Origin of the sequence: Glycomyces sp. MUSA5-2 (assembly GCF_037034145.1) — a bacterium.
Taxonomy (GTDB): Bacteria; Actinomycetota; Actinomycetes; order Mycobacteriales; family Micromonosporaceae; genus Glycomyces; species Glycomyces artemisiae.
Genome location: NZ_JBAGKG010000001.1, coordinates 34,781 through 51,691 on the forward strand (window position 1 = coordinate 34,781; position 16,911 = coordinate 51,691).

Annotated in this window: 16 protein-coding genes; 2 read left to right on the plus strand and 14 right to left on the minus strand. The window is 72.0% G+C overall.

Annotated features, from left to right (window positions below):
• Window positions 1-113: 113 nt before the first annotated feature.
• Window positions 114-647, plus strand: a complete 534-nt coding sequence (locus WA640_RS00165) for an HdeD family acid-resistance protein (RefSeq protein WP_245888874.1) — start codon at window positions 114-116, stop codon at window positions 645-647.
• Between the two features lie 75 nt (window positions 648-722).
• Here WA640_RS00165 and argH read toward each other — a convergent pair whose 3' ends face one another.
• From argH to WA640_RS00215, 10 genes are all read right to left on the minus strand, one after another.
• Window positions 723-2,117 (minus strand): argininosuccinate lyase, encoded by a 1,395-nt coding sequence (gene argH, locus WA640_RS00170; protein ID WP_335985534.1) that lies wholly within the window; start codon window positions 2,115-2,117, stop codon window positions 723-725.
• A complete protein-coding gene (locus tag WA640_RS00175; RefSeq protein WP_335985535.1) occupies window positions 2,117-3,328 on the minus strand; it encodes an argininosuccinate synthase in 1,212 nt (403 codons plus the stop codon). Before WA640_RS00175 ends, argH begins: the two co-directional genes overlap by 1 nt.
• Complete coding sequence (locus WA640_RS00180; RefSeq protein WP_335985537.1) at window positions 3,325-3,864, minus strand: arginine repressor; 540 nt, start codon at window positions 3,862-3,864, stop codon at window positions 3,325-3,327. Before WA640_RS00180 ends, WA640_RS00175 begins: the two co-directional genes overlap by 4 nt.
• Window positions 3,861-4,784, minus strand: coding sequence for an ornithine carbamoyltransferase (gene argF / locus WA640_RS00185; protein ID WP_106362412.1), 924 nt, complete (start codon window positions 4,782-4,784; stop codon window positions 3,861-3,863). Before argF ends, WA640_RS00180 begins: the two co-directional genes overlap by 4 nt.
• A complete protein-coding gene (locus WA640_RS00190; protein WP_335985538.1) occupies window positions 4,781-5,983 on the minus strand; it encodes an acetylornithine transaminase in 1,203 nt (400 codons plus the stop codon). Before WA640_RS00190 ends, argF begins: the two co-directional genes overlap by 4 nt.
• The gene (argB, locus tag WA640_RS00195) at window positions 5,980-6,882 is read right to left on the minus strand and encodes an acetylglutamate kinase (protein WP_335985539.1); all 903 of its coding nucleotides are present in this window, start codon (window positions 6,880-6,882) and stop codon (window positions 5,980-5,982) included. The genes WA640_RS00190 and argB overlap by 4 nt, the downstream gene beginning before the upstream one ends.
• Window positions 6,879-8,033: a bifunctional glutamate N-acetyltransferase/amino-acid acetyltransferase ArgJ gene (gene argJ, locus WA640_RS00200; RefSeq protein ID WP_335985540.1), complete on the minus strand. Its 1,155-nt coding sequence runs from the start codon at window positions 8,031-8,033 to the stop codon at window positions 6,879-6,881. Before argJ ends, argB begins: the two co-directional genes overlap by 4 nt.
• Complete coding sequence (gene argC, locus WA640_RS00205; RefSeq protein ID WP_335985541.1) at window positions 8,030-9,043, minus strand: N-acetyl-gamma-glutamyl-phosphate reductase; 1,014 nt, start codon at window positions 9,041-9,043, stop codon at window positions 8,030-8,032. The genes argJ and argC overlap by 4 nt, the downstream gene beginning before the upstream one ends.
• Window positions 9,044-9,191: 148 nt before the next feature.
• A complete protein-coding gene (locus WA640_RS00210; protein ID WP_335985542.1) occupies window positions 9,192-9,848 on the minus strand; it encodes a response regulator transcription factor in 657 nt (218 codons plus the stop codon).
• Window positions 9,841-11,010 carry a sensor histidine kinase gene (locus tag WA640_RS00215; protein ID WP_335985543.1) on the minus strand — a complete coding sequence of 390 codons (1,170 nt, stop codon included), beginning with the start codon at window positions 11,008-11,010 and terminating at the stop codon, window positions 9,841-9,843. The genes WA640_RS00210 and WA640_RS00215 overlap by 8 nt, the downstream gene beginning before the upstream one ends.
• A 115-nt stretch (window positions 11,011-11,125) precedes the next feature.
• Here WA640_RS00215 and WA640_RS00220 point away from each other — a divergent pair, with 115 nt between their 5' ends.
• The gene (locus tag WA640_RS00220) at window positions 11,126-11,533 is read left to right on the plus strand and encodes a YrdB family protein (protein WP_335985544.1); all 408 of its coding nucleotides are present in this window, start codon (window positions 11,126-11,128) and stop codon (window positions 11,531-11,533) included.
• Here WA640_RS00220 and WA640_RS00225 read toward each other — a convergent pair.
• The 4 genes from WA640_RS00225 to pheT form a co-directional block, all read right to left on the minus strand.
• Window positions 11,511-11,963 (minus strand): DUF4190 domain-containing protein, encoded by a 453-nt coding sequence (locus tag WA640_RS00225; RefSeq protein ID WP_106362404.1) that lies wholly within the window; start codon window positions 11,961-11,963, stop codon window positions 11,511-11,513. The two genes, WA640_RS00220 and WA640_RS00225, sit on opposite strands and share 23 nt — an antisense overlap.
• Window positions 11,963-12,697 (minus strand): phosphatase PAP2 family protein, encoded by a 735-nt coding sequence (locus tag WA640_RS00230; RefSeq protein ID WP_335985545.1) that lies wholly within the window; start codon window positions 12,695-12,697, stop codon window positions 11,963-11,965. Before WA640_RS00230 ends, WA640_RS00225 begins: the two co-directional genes overlap by 1 nt.
• Before the next feature lie 46 nt (window positions 12,698-12,743).
• On the minus strand, window positions 12,744-14,141 hold the full coding sequence (locus tag WA640_RS00235) for a penicillin-binding transpeptidase domain-containing protein (protein ID WP_335985546.1): 1,398 nt from the start codon (window positions 14,139-14,141) through the stop codon (window positions 12,744-12,746).
• Window positions 14,142-14,425: 284 nt separating this feature from the next.
• Entirely contained in the window at window positions 14,426-16,909 is a 2,484-nt protein-coding gene (gene pheT, locus WA640_RS00240) for a phenylalanine--tRNA ligase subunit beta (protein ID WP_335985547.1), read from the minus strand.
• Window positions 16,910-16,911: the final 2 nt, after the last annotated feature.

A 16,911-nucleotide genomic window follows, 5' to 3' on the forward strand; every position in this document is an offset into this window, starting at 1 on the left:
GGCCCCGGCGCGCTGCGCCGGGGCCCGTTCCGTGCCGTTTCCACACGTTCGGGCCCCGCCGGGGCTAGCGTGGCAGGTACAAGCGTTATCGCAGGTGGAACGGGGTGGATACGATGCTCGAACTGCTCGCCAAGAACTGGGCGTGGGTCCTGGTGCGCGGCATCTTCACGATCGTGTTCGGCGCGCTCGCGGTCTTCTGGCCCGGCATCACGCTCCTCGCGCTCGTGATCCTGTTCGGCGCGTACGCCGTGGTCGACGGCATCACCGCGATCGTCATGGGCCTGCGGCGGCACACCGGCCGCGGCTTCCTCATCTTCATGGGCGTCCTCGGCGTCGTCGCCGGCGTCATCGCCCTCGTGTGGCCGGGCATCTCCGCGCTCGCGCTGCTGTACGTCATCGCGTTCTGGGCCATCGTCACCGGCATCGGCTCGCTCGTCAACGGCTTCGGCCTCGGCCGCGACGCGGGCGGGCGCTGGCTGTTCATCCTCTCCGGCCTCGCCGGGATCGTCCTGGGCATCCTGCTCCTCGCCAAGCCCGGCGAGGGCGCCATCGCGCTCGTGGTGACCATCGGGTTCTTCGCGATCGTCTGGGGCCTGCTCACCGTCATCACCAGCGTCAGGCTGCGGCGGCTCTCCAAGGAGATCTGATCAACGCGAAGCGGCCCGCGCATCAGCGCGGGCCGCGATCGTAGATCCTATAGGATATAGGATATAGGATATATGCTATTCGGCCCAGGCGCGCCAGGACGCGATCTGGTCGCGGACCTGCGCGAGCTGGTCGGCGACGGCCTTCGGGCCGGTCGAGCCGGGCGTGGTGCGGCCCGCGAGGGCGCCGTCCACGTCGAGCACGGCCTTCACCGACGGGTCGAGGTGCGCGGAGATGGACGCGAAGTCCGCGTCGGCGATCTCGTGCAGCTCGATGCCGCGGGCCTCGCAGTGGGCCACGCAGGCGCCCGCGATCTCGTGCGCCGAGCGGAACGGGATGCCCTTGCGCACCAGCCAGTCCGCGATCTCCGTGGCGAGGCTGAACCCCTTCGGCGCCGAGGCGCGCGGGACCTCGACGTTGAACGTCATGGTCTCGACCATGCCGGTCACCGCGGGCAGCAGGAGCGCCAGGTTGTCCAGGGAGTCGAAGACCGGCTCCTTGTCCTCCTGGAGGTCCTTGTTGTACGTGAACGGCAGGCCCTTGAGCGTCACGAGCAGCGCGGTCAGGTTGCCGACAAGGCGCCCCGACTTGCCGCGGGCCAGCTCGGCCACGTCCGGGTTCTTCTTCTGCGGCATGATCGACGAGCCCGTGGAGAACGCGTCGTCGAGCGTCACCCAGCCGAACTCCTGGCTCGACCAGAGGATGACCTCCTCCCCCAGGCGGGAGAGGTGGACGCCGATCATCGAGCAGACGAACAGCAGCTCGGCCGCGAAGTCGCGGTCGGACACGCCGTCCATGGAGTTCGCGACGGGCGCGTCGAAGCCGAGCTCCTCGGCCACGGCGACCGGGTCGAGCGGCAGCGAGGAGCCCGAGAGCGCGCCCGCGCCCAGCGGGGACACCGCGGCCCGCTTGTCCCAGTCCCGCAGGCGGTCCAGGTCCCGCAGGAGGCCCTGCGCGTGCGCGAGGAGCTGGTGCCCGAGGGTCACCGGCTGCGCGTGCTGGAGGTGCGTCATGCCCGGCGCGGGCGCGTCCACGAGGGCCGCGGCCTGCCCGGCCAGCGCGTCAACCAGCGCCGTGACGTCCGCGGCCAGCCCCCGGGCGTGGTCGCGGCAGTAGAGGCGCAGGTCGGTGGCGATCTGGTCGTTGCGGCTGCGTCCGGCGCGGAGTTTGCCGCCGAGGTCGCCGAGGCGCTCCACGAGGCCGCGTTCGAGCGCGGTGTGGACGTCCTCATCGGCGATGGTCCCGGTGAAGGTCCCGTTCGCGACGTCCTCGCCGAGCGCGTCGAGCGCGGACAGCATCTGCGTCAGCTCGTCGGCGGTGAGGAGCCCGGCGCGGTTGAGCACGCGCGCATGGGCTTTGGAGGCCTTGAGGTCGTACGGTGCGAGCCGCCAGTCGAAGCCGATCGAGGCGTTGAGCGCTTCGAGGGCCGCGGCGGGGCCGCCGGTGAAGCGGCCTCCCCACAGTTTCGCCATTACTCGGCCTCGGCCTTGATCCGCTCGTTCCGGGCGGCGGCGAGCTTGGCCGGGAGGCTCCACAGCTCGACGAAGCCGCGCGCGTTGGACTGGTCGAAGGCGTCGCCCTCGTCGTAGGTGGCGAGGTCGAAGTCGTAGAGGCTGGTCTCGGAGCGGCGGCCGGTGACGGTGGCCTTGCCGGCGTGGAGGGTCAGCCGGACCTCGCCGGTGACGTAGGTCTGCACGTCGTTGACGAAGGTCTCCAGGCTCTGCTTGAGCGGGGAGAACCAGAGGCCGTCGTAGACGAGCTCGCCCCAGCGCTGGTCGACGGTCCGCTTGAACCGGGCCTGCTCGCGCTCGATGGTGACGTTTTCGAGCTCCATGTGGGCGGCGATCAGGGTGATGCCGGCCGGGGACTCGTAGACCTCGCGGGACTTGATGCCGACGAGCCGGTCCTCGACCATGTCGATCCGGCCGATGCCCTGGGCGCCAGCGCGCTGGTTCAGCTCGCTGATGAGCTCGAACGCGGACTTCTCGACGCCGTCGAGGGCGACGGGCTTGCCGGCGACGAAGGTGATGACGACCTCGTCGGGCTCGCGCTCCTCGGCGGGGTTCTGCGTGTAGTCGTAGATGTCCTCGATGGGGCCGTTCCAGATGTCCTCCAGGAAGCCGGTCTCGACGGCGCGGCCCCACAGGTTCTGGTCGATCGAGTACGGGGACTTCTTGGTCACGTCGATGGGGAGATTCTTCTCCTCGGCGAACGCGATGGCCTTGTCCCGGGTCCAGGCGAAGTCGCGGGCGGGCGCGACGACCTTGAGGTGCGGGGCGAGGGCGGCGAGGCCGGCCTCGAAGCGGACCTGGTCGTTGCCCTTGCCGGTGCAGCCGTGGGAGACGATCGTGGCGCCGTGCTTCTCGGCGGCGGCCACGAGGTGCTTCACGATGAGCGGCCGGGAGAGCGCGGAGACGAGCGGGTAGCGGTCCATGTAGAGGGCGTTGGCGGCCACGGCGGGGAAGCAGTAGTCGGCGGCGAACTCCTCGCGCGCGTCGACGATCTCGGCGGCGATGGCGCCGCAGCCGAGGGCCCGCTGCTTGATGACCTCCATGTCCTCGCCGTTCTGGCCGACGTCGATGGCCACGGCGATCACTTCGGCGTCGAGCTGCTCGGCCAGGTACGGGATCGCGACGGACGTGTCGAGGCCGCCGGAGTAGGCGAGCACTACCTTCTCGGTCATTTCTGGTTCTCCTTTATTTCCTCAGTGGTGGCGTGGTAGGGGTCTGGCGCTTTGCCGGCCCAGGTAAGAAACTGGTCCGCGATCTGGGTCCCGAGGACCCCGTCGCGGGCGATGACGGCGATCGTGTCGTCTCCGGCGATGGTGCCGATGACGTCGGCGAGGCCGGAGCGGTCGATCGCGGAGGCGAGGTACTGGGCGGCGCCGGGCGGGACGCGCAGGACGGCCATGTTCGCGGAGTGGTCGGCGCCGACGAGCAGTTCGCGCAGGAGGCGCTGGAGCCGGTCGGGGGCCGCCTCGGCGTCGCGGAGCGGCCGTTCGCCTTCCGCGAAGATCGAGTAGACCGCGGACCCGCCGTCGGTGCCGCGGACCTTGACGGCGCCGAGCTCTTCGAGGTCGCGCGAGAGCGTGGCCTGGGTGGCGTCGATCCCGTCGGCGGCGAGGAGCGTGGCGAGTTCGGTCTGGGAGCGGATGGCGCCGTTCGAGATGTGCTCGACGATGCGGGCCTGGCGTGCGGCTTTGGTGGTCGGCTGGTTCACGAGGACTCCTTGAGAATCCAGGCGAGCAGGGCCTTCTGGGCGTGGAGCCGGTTCTCGGCCTGGTCGAACACGCGCGAGTGGGGGCCGTCGATCACGTCGTCGGTGATCTCCTGGCCGCGGTGGGCGGGGAGGCAGTGGAGGACGATCGCGTCGGCGGCGGCGTGGGCGAGGAGGTCGGCGTTGAGCTGGTAGTGGTTGAGGTCGGCGAAGCGCTTCGCGCTGTCGTCCATGCCCATGGAGATCCACGCGTCGGTGGAGACGACGTCGGCGCCGGAGACGGCTTCGACGGGGTCGGCGGTGACGGTGACCGATCCGCCGGTGGTCGCGTTGATCTGCGCGGCGCGCTCCAGGACCTCGTCGGCGGGCTGGTAGCCCGCGGGGGCGCCGATGCGCACGTGCATGCCCGCCATGGAGGAGGCGATGACGGTGGAGTTGCCCATGTTGAACGCGGCGTCGCCGACGTAGGCGATGCTCGTGCCCTTGAGGGGCTTGTGCTCGGCGATGGTCTGGAGGTCGGCGAGGAGCTGGCAGGGGTGCCAGCCGTCGGTGAGCGCGTTGACGACCGGGACGGTGGCGTGCTCGGCGAGCTCGGCGATCCGGTCGTCGCCGAAGGTGCGGATGACGATCGCGGAGACGTACCGGGAGAGGACCCGGGCGGTGTCGGCGATGGTCTCGCCGCGGCCGAGCTGGGTGGACTGGGCGTCGAGGACCACGGAGTGGCCGCCGAGTTCGGCGATGCCGACGTCGAAGGACAGCCGGGTCCGGGTGGAGGGCTTCTCGAAGACGACCGCGACGGACTTGGGGCCCTTGAGGGCCGGGTAGGCGTAGCGGTCGGCCTTGAGCTTCGCGGCCAGGTCGAGGACCTCGGCCTGCTGGGCGGGGGTCAGGTCGTCGTCTTTGAGGAAGTGCTTGAGGGTCACGGTCGTCCTCCGGGTGCGGGACAGACGGCGTCGAGGGCCGCGATGAGCTTGTCGCAGAAGACGTCGAGCTCGGTCTGGGAAATGGTCAGCGGGGGCGCGATCCGGATCGTGTCGGGCCGGGGCGCGTTGGCGAGGACGCCGAGGCCGATGAGGTGCTTCACGACGTCGGCGGCGACGGGCTCGGCGAGGGCGATGCCGCGCCACAGGGCCTGGCCGCGGACCTCGGTGACCCGGGGGTCGGCGAGGAGCCGCGCTTCGAGGTGCGCGCCGAGGGCGAGCACGTTGTCGAAGAGGTGGTCGCGCTCGATCGTGTCGATGACGGCGAGGGACGCCGCGCACGCGATCGGGTTGCCGCCGAACGTGGAGCCGTGCGTCCCGGGGGTCAGGAGCGCCGCGGTGGCCTCGGTCGCAAGGACCGCGCCGATCGGCACGCCGCCGCCGAGGCCCTTCGCGAGGGTCACCACATCGGGGACGATCCCCTCGGCGTGGTGGGCGAACCAGGCGCCGGTGCGCCCGAACCCGGACTGGATCTCGTCGAGGACCAGGAGCGCGTTGTTCGCAGCGGTGAGTTCCCGTGCGGCCTTGAGGTATCCGGCCGGGGCGGGGACCACGCCGGTCTCGCCCTGGGTGGGTTCGAGGAACACGGCGGCGACGGTGTCGTCGAGGGCGGCCTTGAGCGCGTCGGCGTCGCCGTAGGGCACGAACACGACCTCGCGCGGGAACGGCCCGAACGGCTCGCGGATCGCGGCCTTCCCGGTGATCGAGAGCGCGCCGAGGCTGCGGCCGTGGAAGCCGTGCTCGGTGGCGACGATCTTGGCCTTCCCGGTGGCGTTGCCGTGGAGGATCGCGAGCTTGAGCGCGGCCTCGTTGGCCTCGGTCCCGGAGTTGCACAGGAACACCCGGCCGGGGTTGCCCCACAGTTCGAGGAGCTTCTCGGCGAGCTCGACCTCCTTCTCGTGCAGGAAGAGGTTCGAGGTGTGCGCGAGCCGCGCGGCCTGGCCGCCGATCGCCTCGACGAGCGCGGGGTGGTTGTGCCCCAGGCTGGAGACGGCGATGCCGCCGATCATGTCGAGGTAGGCGTTGCCGTCCACGTCGATCACGGTGGAGCCGCTGCCCTCGCGGATCGCGACGGGCGGCAGGCCGTAGTTCCCCATGAGCGCCTTGGCGTACCGGGCCTTGATCTGCTCCGAATAGGTCATGCCGTCTCCTGGACCATGGTGCCGACGCCGTCGGTCGTGAAGATCTCCAGCAGGGTCGAGTGCGGGACCCGGCCGTCGATCACGTGCGCCTGCGGGACGCCGCCCTTGACGGCGCGCAGGCACGCCTCCATCTTCGGGACCATGCCCGCCTGGAGCGAGGGGAGGATGTCCGTGAGATGGTCGGTGGAGATCTGCCGCAGCAGCGAGTCCTTGTCCGGCCAGTTCTCGTAGAGCCCCTCGACGTCGGTGAGGACGATGAGCTTCTGCGCGCCGAGCGCCTCCGCGAGCGCCGCGGCGGCGGTGTCGGCGTTCAGGTTGTAGAGGATCCCGTCGTGGTCGAGCGCCACCGTGGAGACCACGGGGATGCGCCCGGCGGCGATGAGGTCGTCGATCGCGGCGGTGTTGACCGACGCGACGTCGCCGACCCGGCCGACGTCGACCCGCTCGCCCTCGACCTCGGCCCAGCGGCGCTTCGCGGTGAACAGCTGCGCGTCCTCGCCGGACATGCCGACCGCGAACGGCCCGTGGTTGTTGATGAGGCCCACCAGTTCCCGGCCGACCTGGCCGACCAGGACCATCCGGACCACGTCGGCGGCCTCGGGGGTGGTGACCCGCAGGCCGCCCTTGAACTCGGAGGCGATGTCGAGCTTCTTCAGCATCGCGGAGATCTGCGGGCCGCCGCCGTGGACGACGACCGGCTTGATGCCGACGTAGTGGAGGAACACCATGTCCGCGGCGAACGCGGCCTGGAGCTCCGGGTTGATCATGGCGTTGCCGCCGTACTTGACGACCACGATCGAGCCGGTGAACCGCTGGAGCCACGGGAGCGCCTCGATGAGGGTCTCCGCTTTGCCCAGGGCCGCTTGCAGATGCGGTGCGAGGTCACTGATGTCGGTCATGTGCTGTACGCCGAGTTCTCGTGGACGTAGTCGTGGGACAGGTCGTTGGTCCAGATGGTCGCCGAGGCGGCGCCGTGGTGGAGGTCGATGTCGATCTTCACGTCGCGGCCCTTGAGGTCCACGAGGTCGCGCGGCTCCCCGGCGGCGCCGGCCTTGCAGATCCACACGCCGTTGACGGCCACGTCGACCGCGTCGGCGTCGAACGGCGCCTTCGCGGTGCCGACGGCGGCGAGGATGCGGCCCCAGTTCGGGTCCGAGCCGAACAGCGCGGTCTTGACGAGGCTGTCGCGGGCCACGATCCGGGCCACCTCGACCGCGTCGTCCTCGGTCGCCGCGCCGGACACGGTGATCGCGACGTCCTTCGTGGAGCCCTCGGCGTCCGAGAGCAGCTGGTGCGCGAGGTCCTTGCACAGCTCGGTGAGCGCCGAGATGAACTCGTCGGCGGCGGCCTCGACGCCGGAGGCGCCCGAGGCGAGCAGGAGCACGGTGTCGTTGGTGGACATCGACCCGTCGGAGTCGAGCCGGTCGAACGAGTACCGGCAGGCGGTGCCGAGCGCGGCGTCCGCGAGCGGGTGGTCCACGACGGCGTCGGTGGTGAGCACGACGAGCATCGTCGCCAGGCCCGGCGCGAGCATCCCCGCGCCCTTGGCGATCCCGCCGACGGTCCAGCCCGCGGGGCTCGTGACGACGGCGTTCTTCGCGACGGTGTCGGTGGTCATGATCGCCGTCGCGGCCGCGGGACCGCCGTCGGCGGCGAGGGCCTTCGCGGCGGCCTCGACGCCCGGCAGGAGCTTGTCCATGGGGAGCCGCTCGCCGATGAGCCCGGTCGAGCACACCGCCACTTCGACTGCGCCGCAGCCGAGGACCTCGGCGGTCTTCTCGGCGGTGGCGTGCGTGTCCTGGAAGCCCTCGGGGCCGGTGCAGGCGTTCGCGCCGCCGGAGTTGAGGATCACGGCCTTGAGCGCGCCGGTGGTGAGCACCTGCTGCGACCACTTGACCGGGGCGGCCTTGACGCGGTTCCCGGTGAACCGGCCCGCGGCGACCTGGAGCGGGCCCTCGTTGACGACCAGGGCCATGTCGGGCTTCCCGGAGGGCTTGAGGCCCGCCGTGACGCCGGAGGCCTTGAAGCCCTTGGGAGTCGTGATGGTCACGGCGCCACTCCGTTCACGGTGAGCCCGGCGGCCTCGTCGAGGCCGAGCATCAGGTTCGCGCACTGCACGACCTGCGCGGCCGCGCCCTTGCCGAGGTTGTCGATCGCGGCGGTCACGATGATCCGCCCCGAGTCCTTGTCGACGCCGCCCTGGAGCAGGACCGCGTTGGTGCCGTAGACGGCCGCCGTCGACGGCCACTGGCCCTCGCGCAGGACCCGCACGAAGTGCTCCCCCGCGTAGGCCTTGTTCAGGGCGTCCCGCCCGTCCGCCGCCGAGACCTCGGCGAGGGGCTTGGCGGTGACGGTGGAGAGGATGCCGCGGGGCATCGGGGCGAGCAGCGGGGTCATCGAGATCGACGCCGCGCCGGTGGCCTGCTTGATCTCGGGCACGTGCTGGTGCGCGCCGACCTTGTAGGGGCTGATCGAGCCCATGACCTCCGAGGCGAGGAGGTTCTTCTTCGGGGCGTTCCCGGCGCCGGAGGTGCCGGAGGCGGCCACGACCACGACGTCCTCGGGCGAGGCGATCCCGGCGTCCAGGAGCGGCCGGAGCGCGAGCACCGTGGCGACGGCGTAGCAGCCGGTCGCGGCGACCCGGTCGGCCGCGGCGATCTGCTCGCGCTGGCCGGGCAGCTCGGGGAGGCCGTAGGTCCAGGCCCCGGCGTGGGGGCCGGAGTAGTAGGCGTCCCAGGCCGCGGCGTCTTCGAGCCGGTGGTCGGCGCCGAGGTCGACGATCTTCTGGGAGGCGGGCAGCTGCGCGGCGAGCGCGGCGGACTGGCCGTGCGGGAGGGTCATGACGACGAGGTCCGCGTCGGCGAAGGCCTCCGGGGTCGTCGGGGTGAAGCGTCGGTCGCCGTACGCGGACAGGTGGGGGTGGACTGCGGTGATGTACTCACCGGCGTTGCTGTGCGCGCCCGCGGCGACGACGTCGAGCTGCGGGTGGTCGGCCAGCAGCCGGAGCACCTCGCCTCCCGCGTAGCCGCTGGCTCCCGCCACGGCGACCTTGAACGTCACTGGAAACCTCCGTCTTGAATGACTATGCAGAGAACTGTATCAGCATTCAGACGGGGCGTGAAAGGGATATTCCGCTGAGTGGGATGTGACTATCGCCCCTGTTCACGCGCGACACACGGCCGCTGGCCGCCATGGCCCCGCCCTGACCTCAACGAGCCTGCTCGCGAGCAAAGATGGCGGCTTGGACGCGGTTCGTCAGACCCAGTTTCGCGAGTACCCGCGTGACGTGCGACTTCACCGTGGCCTCGGCCATGCCCAGCTCCGCGGCGATCTCCGCGTTCGACATGCCCTCGCCGATGAGGCCCAGCACCTCGGTCTCGCGGCGCGTCAGCGCGTCCAGGCCCGCCGCGTCGGCCTCGATCGGAGCGTACGCGGGCCTGGAGCGTGCGAACTCGGCGATGAGGCCGCGGGTGACGGCGGGCGAGATGAGCCCGTCGCCGCGCGCGATCGTGCGCACGGCCTCCACGAGCGTCGCCGCGTCGGCGTCCTTGAGCAGGAACCCGCTCGCGCCCGCCCGGAGCGCGTCGAAGACGTTCGCGTCGTCGCCGTAGGAGGTGAGGACCAGGACGTCGGCGGTGCCGCGCAGCTCCGCGGCCGCCGCGATCCCGTCCTTGCGGGGCATCCGGATGTCCATGACCACCACGTCGGGCCGCAGCTCCTTCGCCAGCGCGACCGCCTCGACCCCGTCGGCGGCCTCGCCGACCACCTCGATGCCCTCGTCGCCGTCGCCGCCCGCGCTCTCCAGGAGCATCCGCAGCCCGGCGCGCACGGCCGCGTGGTCGTCGGCCAGCAGGACCCTAGTCATGTTCTGATACTCCTGTCGGGATCTCGGCGCGGACAGCCCAGCGGTCGCCGTCCGGTCCGGCGTGGACCTTGCCGCCCAGGAGGCGGACGCGCTCGGTCATGCCGACCAGGCCCGATCCGGCTCCGGGCACCGCTTCCTCGTTGCCGCCCAAGGCGTTCACGACGGTGACGACGAGCGTCCCGGGCGTGTACTCGATCGCGGCGACGGCGTCGCGGCCGTACTTGAGGGCGTTGGTGAGGGACTCCTGGACGACCCGGTACGCGGTCAGCTCGACCTCGCCGGGCAGGTCCCGCGGCTCGCCTTCGGTGCGGAAGTCGACCTTGAGGCCGACGGCGCGCATGCGCTCGGCGAGTTCGGGAATCTGGTCGATCCGGTAGGCGGCCAGCTCCTCGCCTTCGTCCCCGGCGCGGAGGATGCCGATGATGCGGCGCAGCTCGGCGAGGCCGTCGACGCTGGAGGCGCGGATCGCGGCGATGGAGGTGCGCACGGCGTCGGAGTCGAAGTCGCGGCGGGCCTGGAGGGCGGTGGACTGGAGGGCGATCGCGGAGAGGTAGTTCGCGACGGTGTCGTGGAGCTCGCGGGCCATGACGGTGCGCTCGCGCAGCACGGCCTCGCGGCGGCGCACGTCGGCGAGGCGGGCCATCTGCTCGGCGCGCTCGCGTTCGAGGAGGGCGCGGTCGTGGGCCTGGCGGACGATGATGCCGGTCGCGATCGGGGACAGCAGGACCACGGCGAGGATCGCGAGCGTGGTGAGGACCCCGGTGGTGCCGCCGCCTTCGAGGAGGACGAGCCCGCCGAGGCCGAGGACGCCGACGACGACGGCCGGGGTGAGGACGCGGACGCCGCGGCGCGGCCCGTAGCGGGCGTAGGCGTAGAGGTTGTCGGTGTAGACGCAGATCGTGGCGAAGGTGACGCCAATGGCGATCTCGGTGCCGAAGCCGACGGTGCCGAGGGCGAGGCACAGGCCCGGCGAGGCGCGGCGCACGACGACGCCGAGGCAGGTGAGGCCGAAGGGGATGAAGCGCACCCACAGCGGCAGGTCGACCATGTACGGCTCGAAGACACCGAGTCCGATGAAGAGCGATCCGAGGACGAAGATGACCCCGGCGGCGATGAGGTCGCCTCTGCGGATGCGCCGGAGGAGGCCGGGCGGACTGGTCATGCCCCCATCCCATCACGTCCCGGGGCGCGCGGCCTCGGTCCGGGAGGGGAGGCGGGCTCCGACTTTGGTCGCACCCAACGCACCCCATCTGTCCCGGAGGGTCCATCATGTTCGGGTGACCCAGGTGAATCCTCCCCAGTTCCGTCCCGAATGGGAACGGTACAGCGGGGTGCTCCGCACCCTCGTGATGGCCAACGCGTTCGTCGCGCTCGTGCTCGAACTGGCCCTGTTCGTCTTCGTCGCCTGGTGGGCGCTCGACCTCGACCACGCGCTGTGGACGCGGCTGCTCATCGCGGTCGCTGCGGTCGGCGCGCTCGTGGCCCTGTGGGGCGCGTTCGCGGCGCCGAAGGCGCGCGTGCCGCTGCCGGTGGCCGGGACCGTGGCGGTGAAGGCGGTGGCGTTCGGCGCGGGGGCGTGGGCCCTGTGGGGGCTCGGGCTGCCCGCGGCGGCGGTCGCGTTCGCGGTGCTCGCCGCCGCGAACACCGCGGCCGTGACGTACTTCAGGCGACCCCGAGGAGCGTGAGGACCACGCTGTAGTCGTCCCAGCTGGGGTCGCTGGTCGGCAGCTCGTCGAGCTCGCTGAAAAGCGCCCCGAACGTGGTGACCCAGAAGACCACGTAGAGGATCCAGAACACGATCGAGGCGACGCCGATCCAGCCGAGGACGATCCCGGTGGTGGCGAAGCCCTCGCCGCTCTCGCCGCGCTCGGCGATCTGGCGCTTGGCGATGGTGCCGAAGATGAGGCCGAGGATGCCGATGGGGTTGCAGACCCCGACGATGCCGACGACGAGCGCGGCGATCGCCATGCCGTTCATGGGCGGCTGCGGGGCCGGGTACCCGTAGGGCGGCGGGTAGCCGTACGGGGGGTAGGGCGGCGGCGGGTAGGGCTGGCCGGGCGGCGGCTGCTGCGGTTGCTGGGCCTGCGGGTCGTACATGGGGTCGGGCGTGGACATCAGGGCACCTCTGCTATCGCGTGTTTCCCGTTTCCCACCGAGCGTAAGGCACCGGGTCCATCGGTGTCGGTCCCGACGGGCGCGTCGAGGGCCTCGCGCTGGGCGCGTTCGCGGTCGAGCAGGGGCGTGAGGGCGAACCACGCGAGGGCGGTGACGGACCAGCCGAGGGCGGCGCCCGCGATGGTGTCGGTGAGCCAGTGGGCGTGCTGCCAGGTGCGGGCGCCCATCATCAGCACGGTGAGGAACACGGCGATCGGCCACCAGGCCCGGAGGTGGCGGGCGGGGATCCAGACGACGGCGACGATGACGACGAACGCGGCCATGCGCGCGGCGTGCCCGGAGGGGAAGGCCCACGAGCCGGTGTCGATCATGACGTCGAGGGGCCGGGGCCGGTCGCCGACGCGTTTGACGAGGTCGACGGCGACGGCGGACGCGGCGACGGCGGCGCACGCGAACACGGCCGAGCGCCAGCGCTTCGTGAGGAGCAGGGCGACGACGGCGATGGCGAGGAGCGCGAGGCCCGGTGCGGCACCGAGGCGGTTGAGGAGCTGCGCGAGCTGCCAGCGGACGCCGTCGGCGGGGCCGCCGACGAGGGCGTTCCAGTGGTCGTCGAGGCCCTGCCACGGCGGCGTTCCGGCGAGGCGGATCCATATCGCGTCGCCGAGGACTCCGAGCGGGACGAGGACGGCCAGGGCGAGCGCGAGGCGCGACTTCGGGAAGCCGTTGGGAGTCATGGGCTGCATGGTAGCCGAGGCCTTGTGGAGCGTCCGGGGCGTCCGCTCAGCAGAAGGGCCAGCTGTTGCACTCGCTGGTGGTCTCCTCGGGTTCGTCCGAAGTGGTCGGTTCGGGCTCGGGTTCCGAGGAGGTGGTGGGGTCGGGCTCGGGCTCCTCGCTGGTCTCCTCGGCCTCGCTGGAGGACTCGGCCTCGCTGGGGCTCTGGGAGGCGGCGCACCCGGCGTCGTCGGGGTGGGCCTGGCAGTACTCGCCGTCCGGGTCCATGGACCCGTCGTCCTCGATGCCGTCGGTGAGGTCCTCGCCCTCGCCGGAGGCACCGGGGAGCCGCTCGGCCTCGTAGCCCTTCGTCTCGATGGCGGTGTCGATGACGTTGCGCCACAATGGCAGTCCGCCGTCGGCGGCGGCTGATCCGTTGGCCCAGGCGGCGACGCTGAGCTGGGGTATGGCGCCGACGAACCAGGACTGGGTGGTGGTGCCGTGGAAGTCGGCGCCGATGCCGAAGAAGTCGCGGTCCTCCATGGCGTCGGCTTCGCCGAGGCCGATGAACTGGAGGTCCTGGGCGGTGGTCTCGGCGATGGCCTGGTTGGTGCGGATGTCCTGGTCGGCGCGGATCTCGCCGTCGCCGGAGTCGAGGACGGCGTCCACGAGGTGGGTCTCGGCGTACTTGCCGCCCGCGGCGATGGTCGCGTAGACGCCGGCCATGTCGACCACGGGCACGGGGTAGGAGCCGAGCCCGGCGGGGTCGAGGCCGTCGTAGTCGCCGGAGGCGAGGTCGCGGAGGGTCCCGTCGGCGTCGGCGATCGCGGTGAGGCCCATGCCGTTCGCGGTCTCCAGGACCTTCGCGGTGCCGTACTCGCCGGCCATGGTGTCCATGGCGCCGTCGCGCTGCTCCTGGACGGCTTCGGCGAGGGTGACGTCCACGTCGTCGTCGCTCCACCAGGACTCGATGGACGCGCCGGATTCGAGCGCGGTTGCGGCGGTGATCATGTCGAACACGGAGGAGGAGGGGTGCGGGGCGGCGGCGCCGACGAGGTCGGCGCCGTTCGCCGCTTCGGCGCCGTAGTAGCAGAGCACGGCGCCGGTGCCGGGTTCGACGGCGACGACGCCCGCTTCGCCGGGGGTCTCCTCGGCGGCGTCCTGGAGGGCCTTGTCGAGGGTGAGGACGACGCGGTAGCCGTCGGGGTTGGCGTCCTCGTCGTAGAGCTGGTCGGCGGTGATGCCGTAGCGCGCTTCGAGTTCGGTGTGGATGCGCTCCACGAGGGACGGGTGCGAGCCGGCGAAGTCGGCGGGGAGGGCGCGGCCGTCGTTGTACAGGAGCGCGGCGTCCTCGGCGGTCTCGCCCGCGCCGCCGCCGGGGAGGTTGCCGAGGACGATCGAGGCGCCGACGGCGACGACGAGCGCGGCGGCCCCGCCGACGGCGAGGTGCAGCTTGGTGAACTGCATGTCGCGCAACCGGTCCGGGAGGGGGAGGGACCACGCGGCGCGGCGCGCCCCGCTGTACGCGAGGCCCGCCCGGTGGCTCCCCGGGGGTCCGCCTTCAGAGCCGGACCGCCTCAGGCGCCTGCCGATGCGAGAGGGGTTCCCGTTATTCACACCACGTACCTTAAAAGGCGCGGACCATGCGACATGCCGCGGCTCCGGCCTTACTCCGAAATCCCGCCGTATCAGGACACGCAGTAAGGGCCCGATGCCACCGAGGTGACACCGGGCCCTGAATCCGATCGGCGCTACTCGCGCAGTCCGGCGCCGAAGCGCTCCGCGGCGACCGCGACGGCGGCGTCGCGCACGGCCACGCCCTCCTCGTTCGTGAGGGTCCGGTCGTTCGCGCGCAGCTCCAGCTTGAACGCGAGGGACTTGCGGCCCTCGCCGAGCTTCGCGTCCCGGTACACGTCGAACAGGCGCAGCGAGTCGAGCAGCTCCCCCGCGCCTTCGCGCAGGGCGGACTCGACCTGCCCGGCGGGCACCGACTCGGCCACGACCACGGCGACGTCGATGAGGGTCGCCGGGAAGTGCGAGACCACCGGCGCGGGCGCGAGACCCGGCAGCGGCAGCGCGGTCAGGTCCAGCTCCATCGCGGCGGTGCGGCGCGGCAGCCCGAGGCGCTCGCACACCTCCGGGTGCAGCTCCCCTGCGTGGCCGACGACGGCGCCGTCCACCCGCAGCTCGGCGCAGCGGCCCGGGTGCCACGGCGCGGCCTGGCCTTGGGCCGCTTCGAGTTTCAGGCCCGCGGCGGCGGCCACCAGCTCGGCGGCCTCGATCGCGTCGGCCCAGTCCACGGCCCGGCCCGGCGCGTCCACTCCGGCGGGCACGGCCTGCCCGCACATGACGGCGGCGACGTGGCGCGGCTGCACCGGCAGGCGCCGGATCGCGGCCGCGATGGCCTCGTCGTCGGGGCGCTTGGAGACGGGCAGCACGACCTTGTCGAGCTCGGTCCAGCCCTCGGCGGGCTGGAAGACCAGGCCCTCCTCGAAGACCGCGAGGTCCTTCGCGCCGCGCGCCAGGTTGACGCGCACGGCGTTGACGAGGCTCGCGAGGACGGTGGTGCGCAGCAGCGGCGCGGCGTCGTCGAGCGGGTTGAGCACGGCGACGGCCTCGCGCTGCGGGTCCTTCTCGTCCAGGCCCAGCTCGTCGGCGCGGTCGCGGGAGACGAACGGGAACGTGTAGGTCTCCACGAACCCGCCGTCGGCCAGCGCGCGGGCCACGCGGCGGCGGCGCCGCTGCGCGGCCGTCAGGCCGGTCCCGGCGATGGCGCGGGGCGTCGCCGACGGCACGTGCGCGTAGCCGTGCAGCCGCACGACCTCCTCGACCAGGTCGACGGGGTCGGTGATGTCGGTGCGCCACGGCGCGGGCACGACGCTGAGCACGTCGCCGTCGCCATCCACAGTGCATCCCGCGGCTTCGAGCATCGCGACCACGGTGGCGCGGTCGTAGTCGACGCCGACGGTCTTCGACGGCAGGTCCACGGGCAGCTCGATCGCGGGGATCGGCTTCCGGCGGTCGATGTCCGCGACCCCTTCGACGAGGGTCCCGCCACCGTACTCCACGAGCAGGTCCGCGGCGCGCTGCGCGGCGATCATGCTCAGGGCCGCGTCGGCGCCGCGCTCGTACCGCTTCGACGCCTCGGAGGTGAGCTTGTGCCGCCGCGAGGTGCGGGCGATCGACACCGGGTCCCAGTGCGCCGCTTCGATGAGCACGTTCCGGGTGCCCGGCACGACCTCGGAGGTGAGGCCGCCCATGACGCCGGCCAGCGAGAGCGGGCCGGTCGCGTCGCAGATGACCATGTCCTCGGGGTCGAGCCTGCGCTCCACGTCGTCGAGGGTCTTCAGCGTCTCGCCGGGCTGGGCGCGGCGCACGACCAGGACGTCTTCGAGCGCATCGCGGTCGAAGGCGTGCAGCGGGTGCCCCAGTTCGAGCATGAGGTAGTTCGTGACGTCGACGGCGAGGCCGAGCGGGCGCATGCCCGCTTGAGTGAGGCGCCGGGCCATCCACTCGGGGGACTCGGCGTTCGCGTCCACGTCGCGCACCTCGCGCAGCGTGAACCGCGTGCAGCCGTCGGTCTCCACGCGCACCGGGTACGGCGGGTGCTCGGTGGCCTTGGGCTCCACGGCCTTCGACGCGGGGTCGGTGAAGGCGACGCCGAGGCGGTGGGCGACCTCGCGGGCGATGCCGCGCACCGAGAAGCAGTACCCCATGTCCGGGGTGATCGCGAGCTCGAAGACGACGTCGTCGAGGCCCACGACCGGGCGGGCGTCCGCCCCCACCGCGGTCTGCTCAAGCGTGCTTTCAGGGAGGACGATGATGCCCTCGTGGTCGTCGGAGACGCCGAGTTCGCGCGCGGAGCAGATCATGCCGTCCGAGAGGCGCCCGTAGGTCTTGCGGGAGGCGATCTTGAAGCCGCCGGGCAGCTCGGCGCCGGGCAGCGCCACGACGACGAGGTCGCCTTCGGCGAAGTTCCTCGCGCCGCAGATGATCGAGCGCGGCTCGGCCTCGCCGACCTCCACCTGGCAGTGGCGGATCGGCTTCTTGAACTCGGTGAGCTCCTCGATGGAGGCGACGCGGCCGACCACGAGCGGGCCGGTGACGCGCCCGCGCAGGTCGTCGACCTCCTCGACTTCGAGGCCGGACTCGACCAGCGCGGCGTCGAGCGCCTCGGTTGACAGGTCCGCGGGCAGGGCGGCGTACTCGGCGAGCCAGGAAACGGGAATCCTCATCG

What these genes read in the sequence shown, in the direction of transcription:
- WA640_RS00165 (WP_245888874.1), top strand. Translation starts at nt 114, where the DNA reads ATGCTCGAACTGCTCGCCAAGAACTGGGCGTGGGTCCTGGTGCGCGGC.
- argH (WP_335985534.1), bottom strand. Translation starts at nt 2,117, where the DNA reads ATGGCGAAACTGTGGGGAGGCCGCTTCACCGGCGGCCCCGCCGCGGCC.
- WA640_RS00175 (WP_335985535.1), bottom strand. Translation starts at nt 3,328, where the DNA reads ATGACCGAGAAGGTAGTGCTCGCCTACTCCGGCGGCCTCGACACGTCC.
- WA640_RS00190 (WP_335985538.1), bottom strand. Translation starts at nt 5,983, where the DNA reads ATGACCTATTCGGAGCAGATCAAGGCCCGGTACGCCAAGGCGCTCATG.
- argB (WP_335985539.1), bottom strand. Translation starts at nt 6,882, where the DNA reads ATGACCGACATCAGTGACCTCGCACCGCATCTGCAAGCGGCCCTGGGC.
- WA640_RS00210 (WP_335985542.1), bottom strand. Translation starts at nt 9,848, where the DNA reads ATGACTAGGGTCCTGCTGGCCGACGACCACGCGGCCGTGCGCGCCGGG.
- WA640_RS00215 (WP_335985543.1), bottom strand. Translation starts at nt 11,010, where the DNA reads ATGACCAGTCCGCCCGGCCTCCTCCGGCGCATCCGCAGAGGCGACCTC.
- WA640_RS00225 (WP_106362404.1), bottom strand. Translation starts at nt 11,963, where the DNA reads ATGTCCACGCCCGACCCCATGTACGACCCGCAGGCCCAGCAACCGCAG.
- WA640_RS00230 (WP_335985545.1), bottom strand. Translation starts at nt 12,697, where the DNA reads ATGACTCCCAACGGCTTCCCGAAGTCGCGCCTCGCGCTCGCCCTGGCC.
- WA640_RS00235 (WP_335985546.1), bottom strand. Translation starts at nt 14,141, where the DNA reads ATGCAGTTCACCAAGCTGCACCTCGCCGTCGGCGGGGCCGCCGCGCTC.
- pheT (WP_335985547.1), bottom strand. Translation starts at nt 16,909, where the DNA reads ATGAGGATTCCCGTTTCCTGGCTCGCCGAGTACGCCGCCCTGCCCGCG.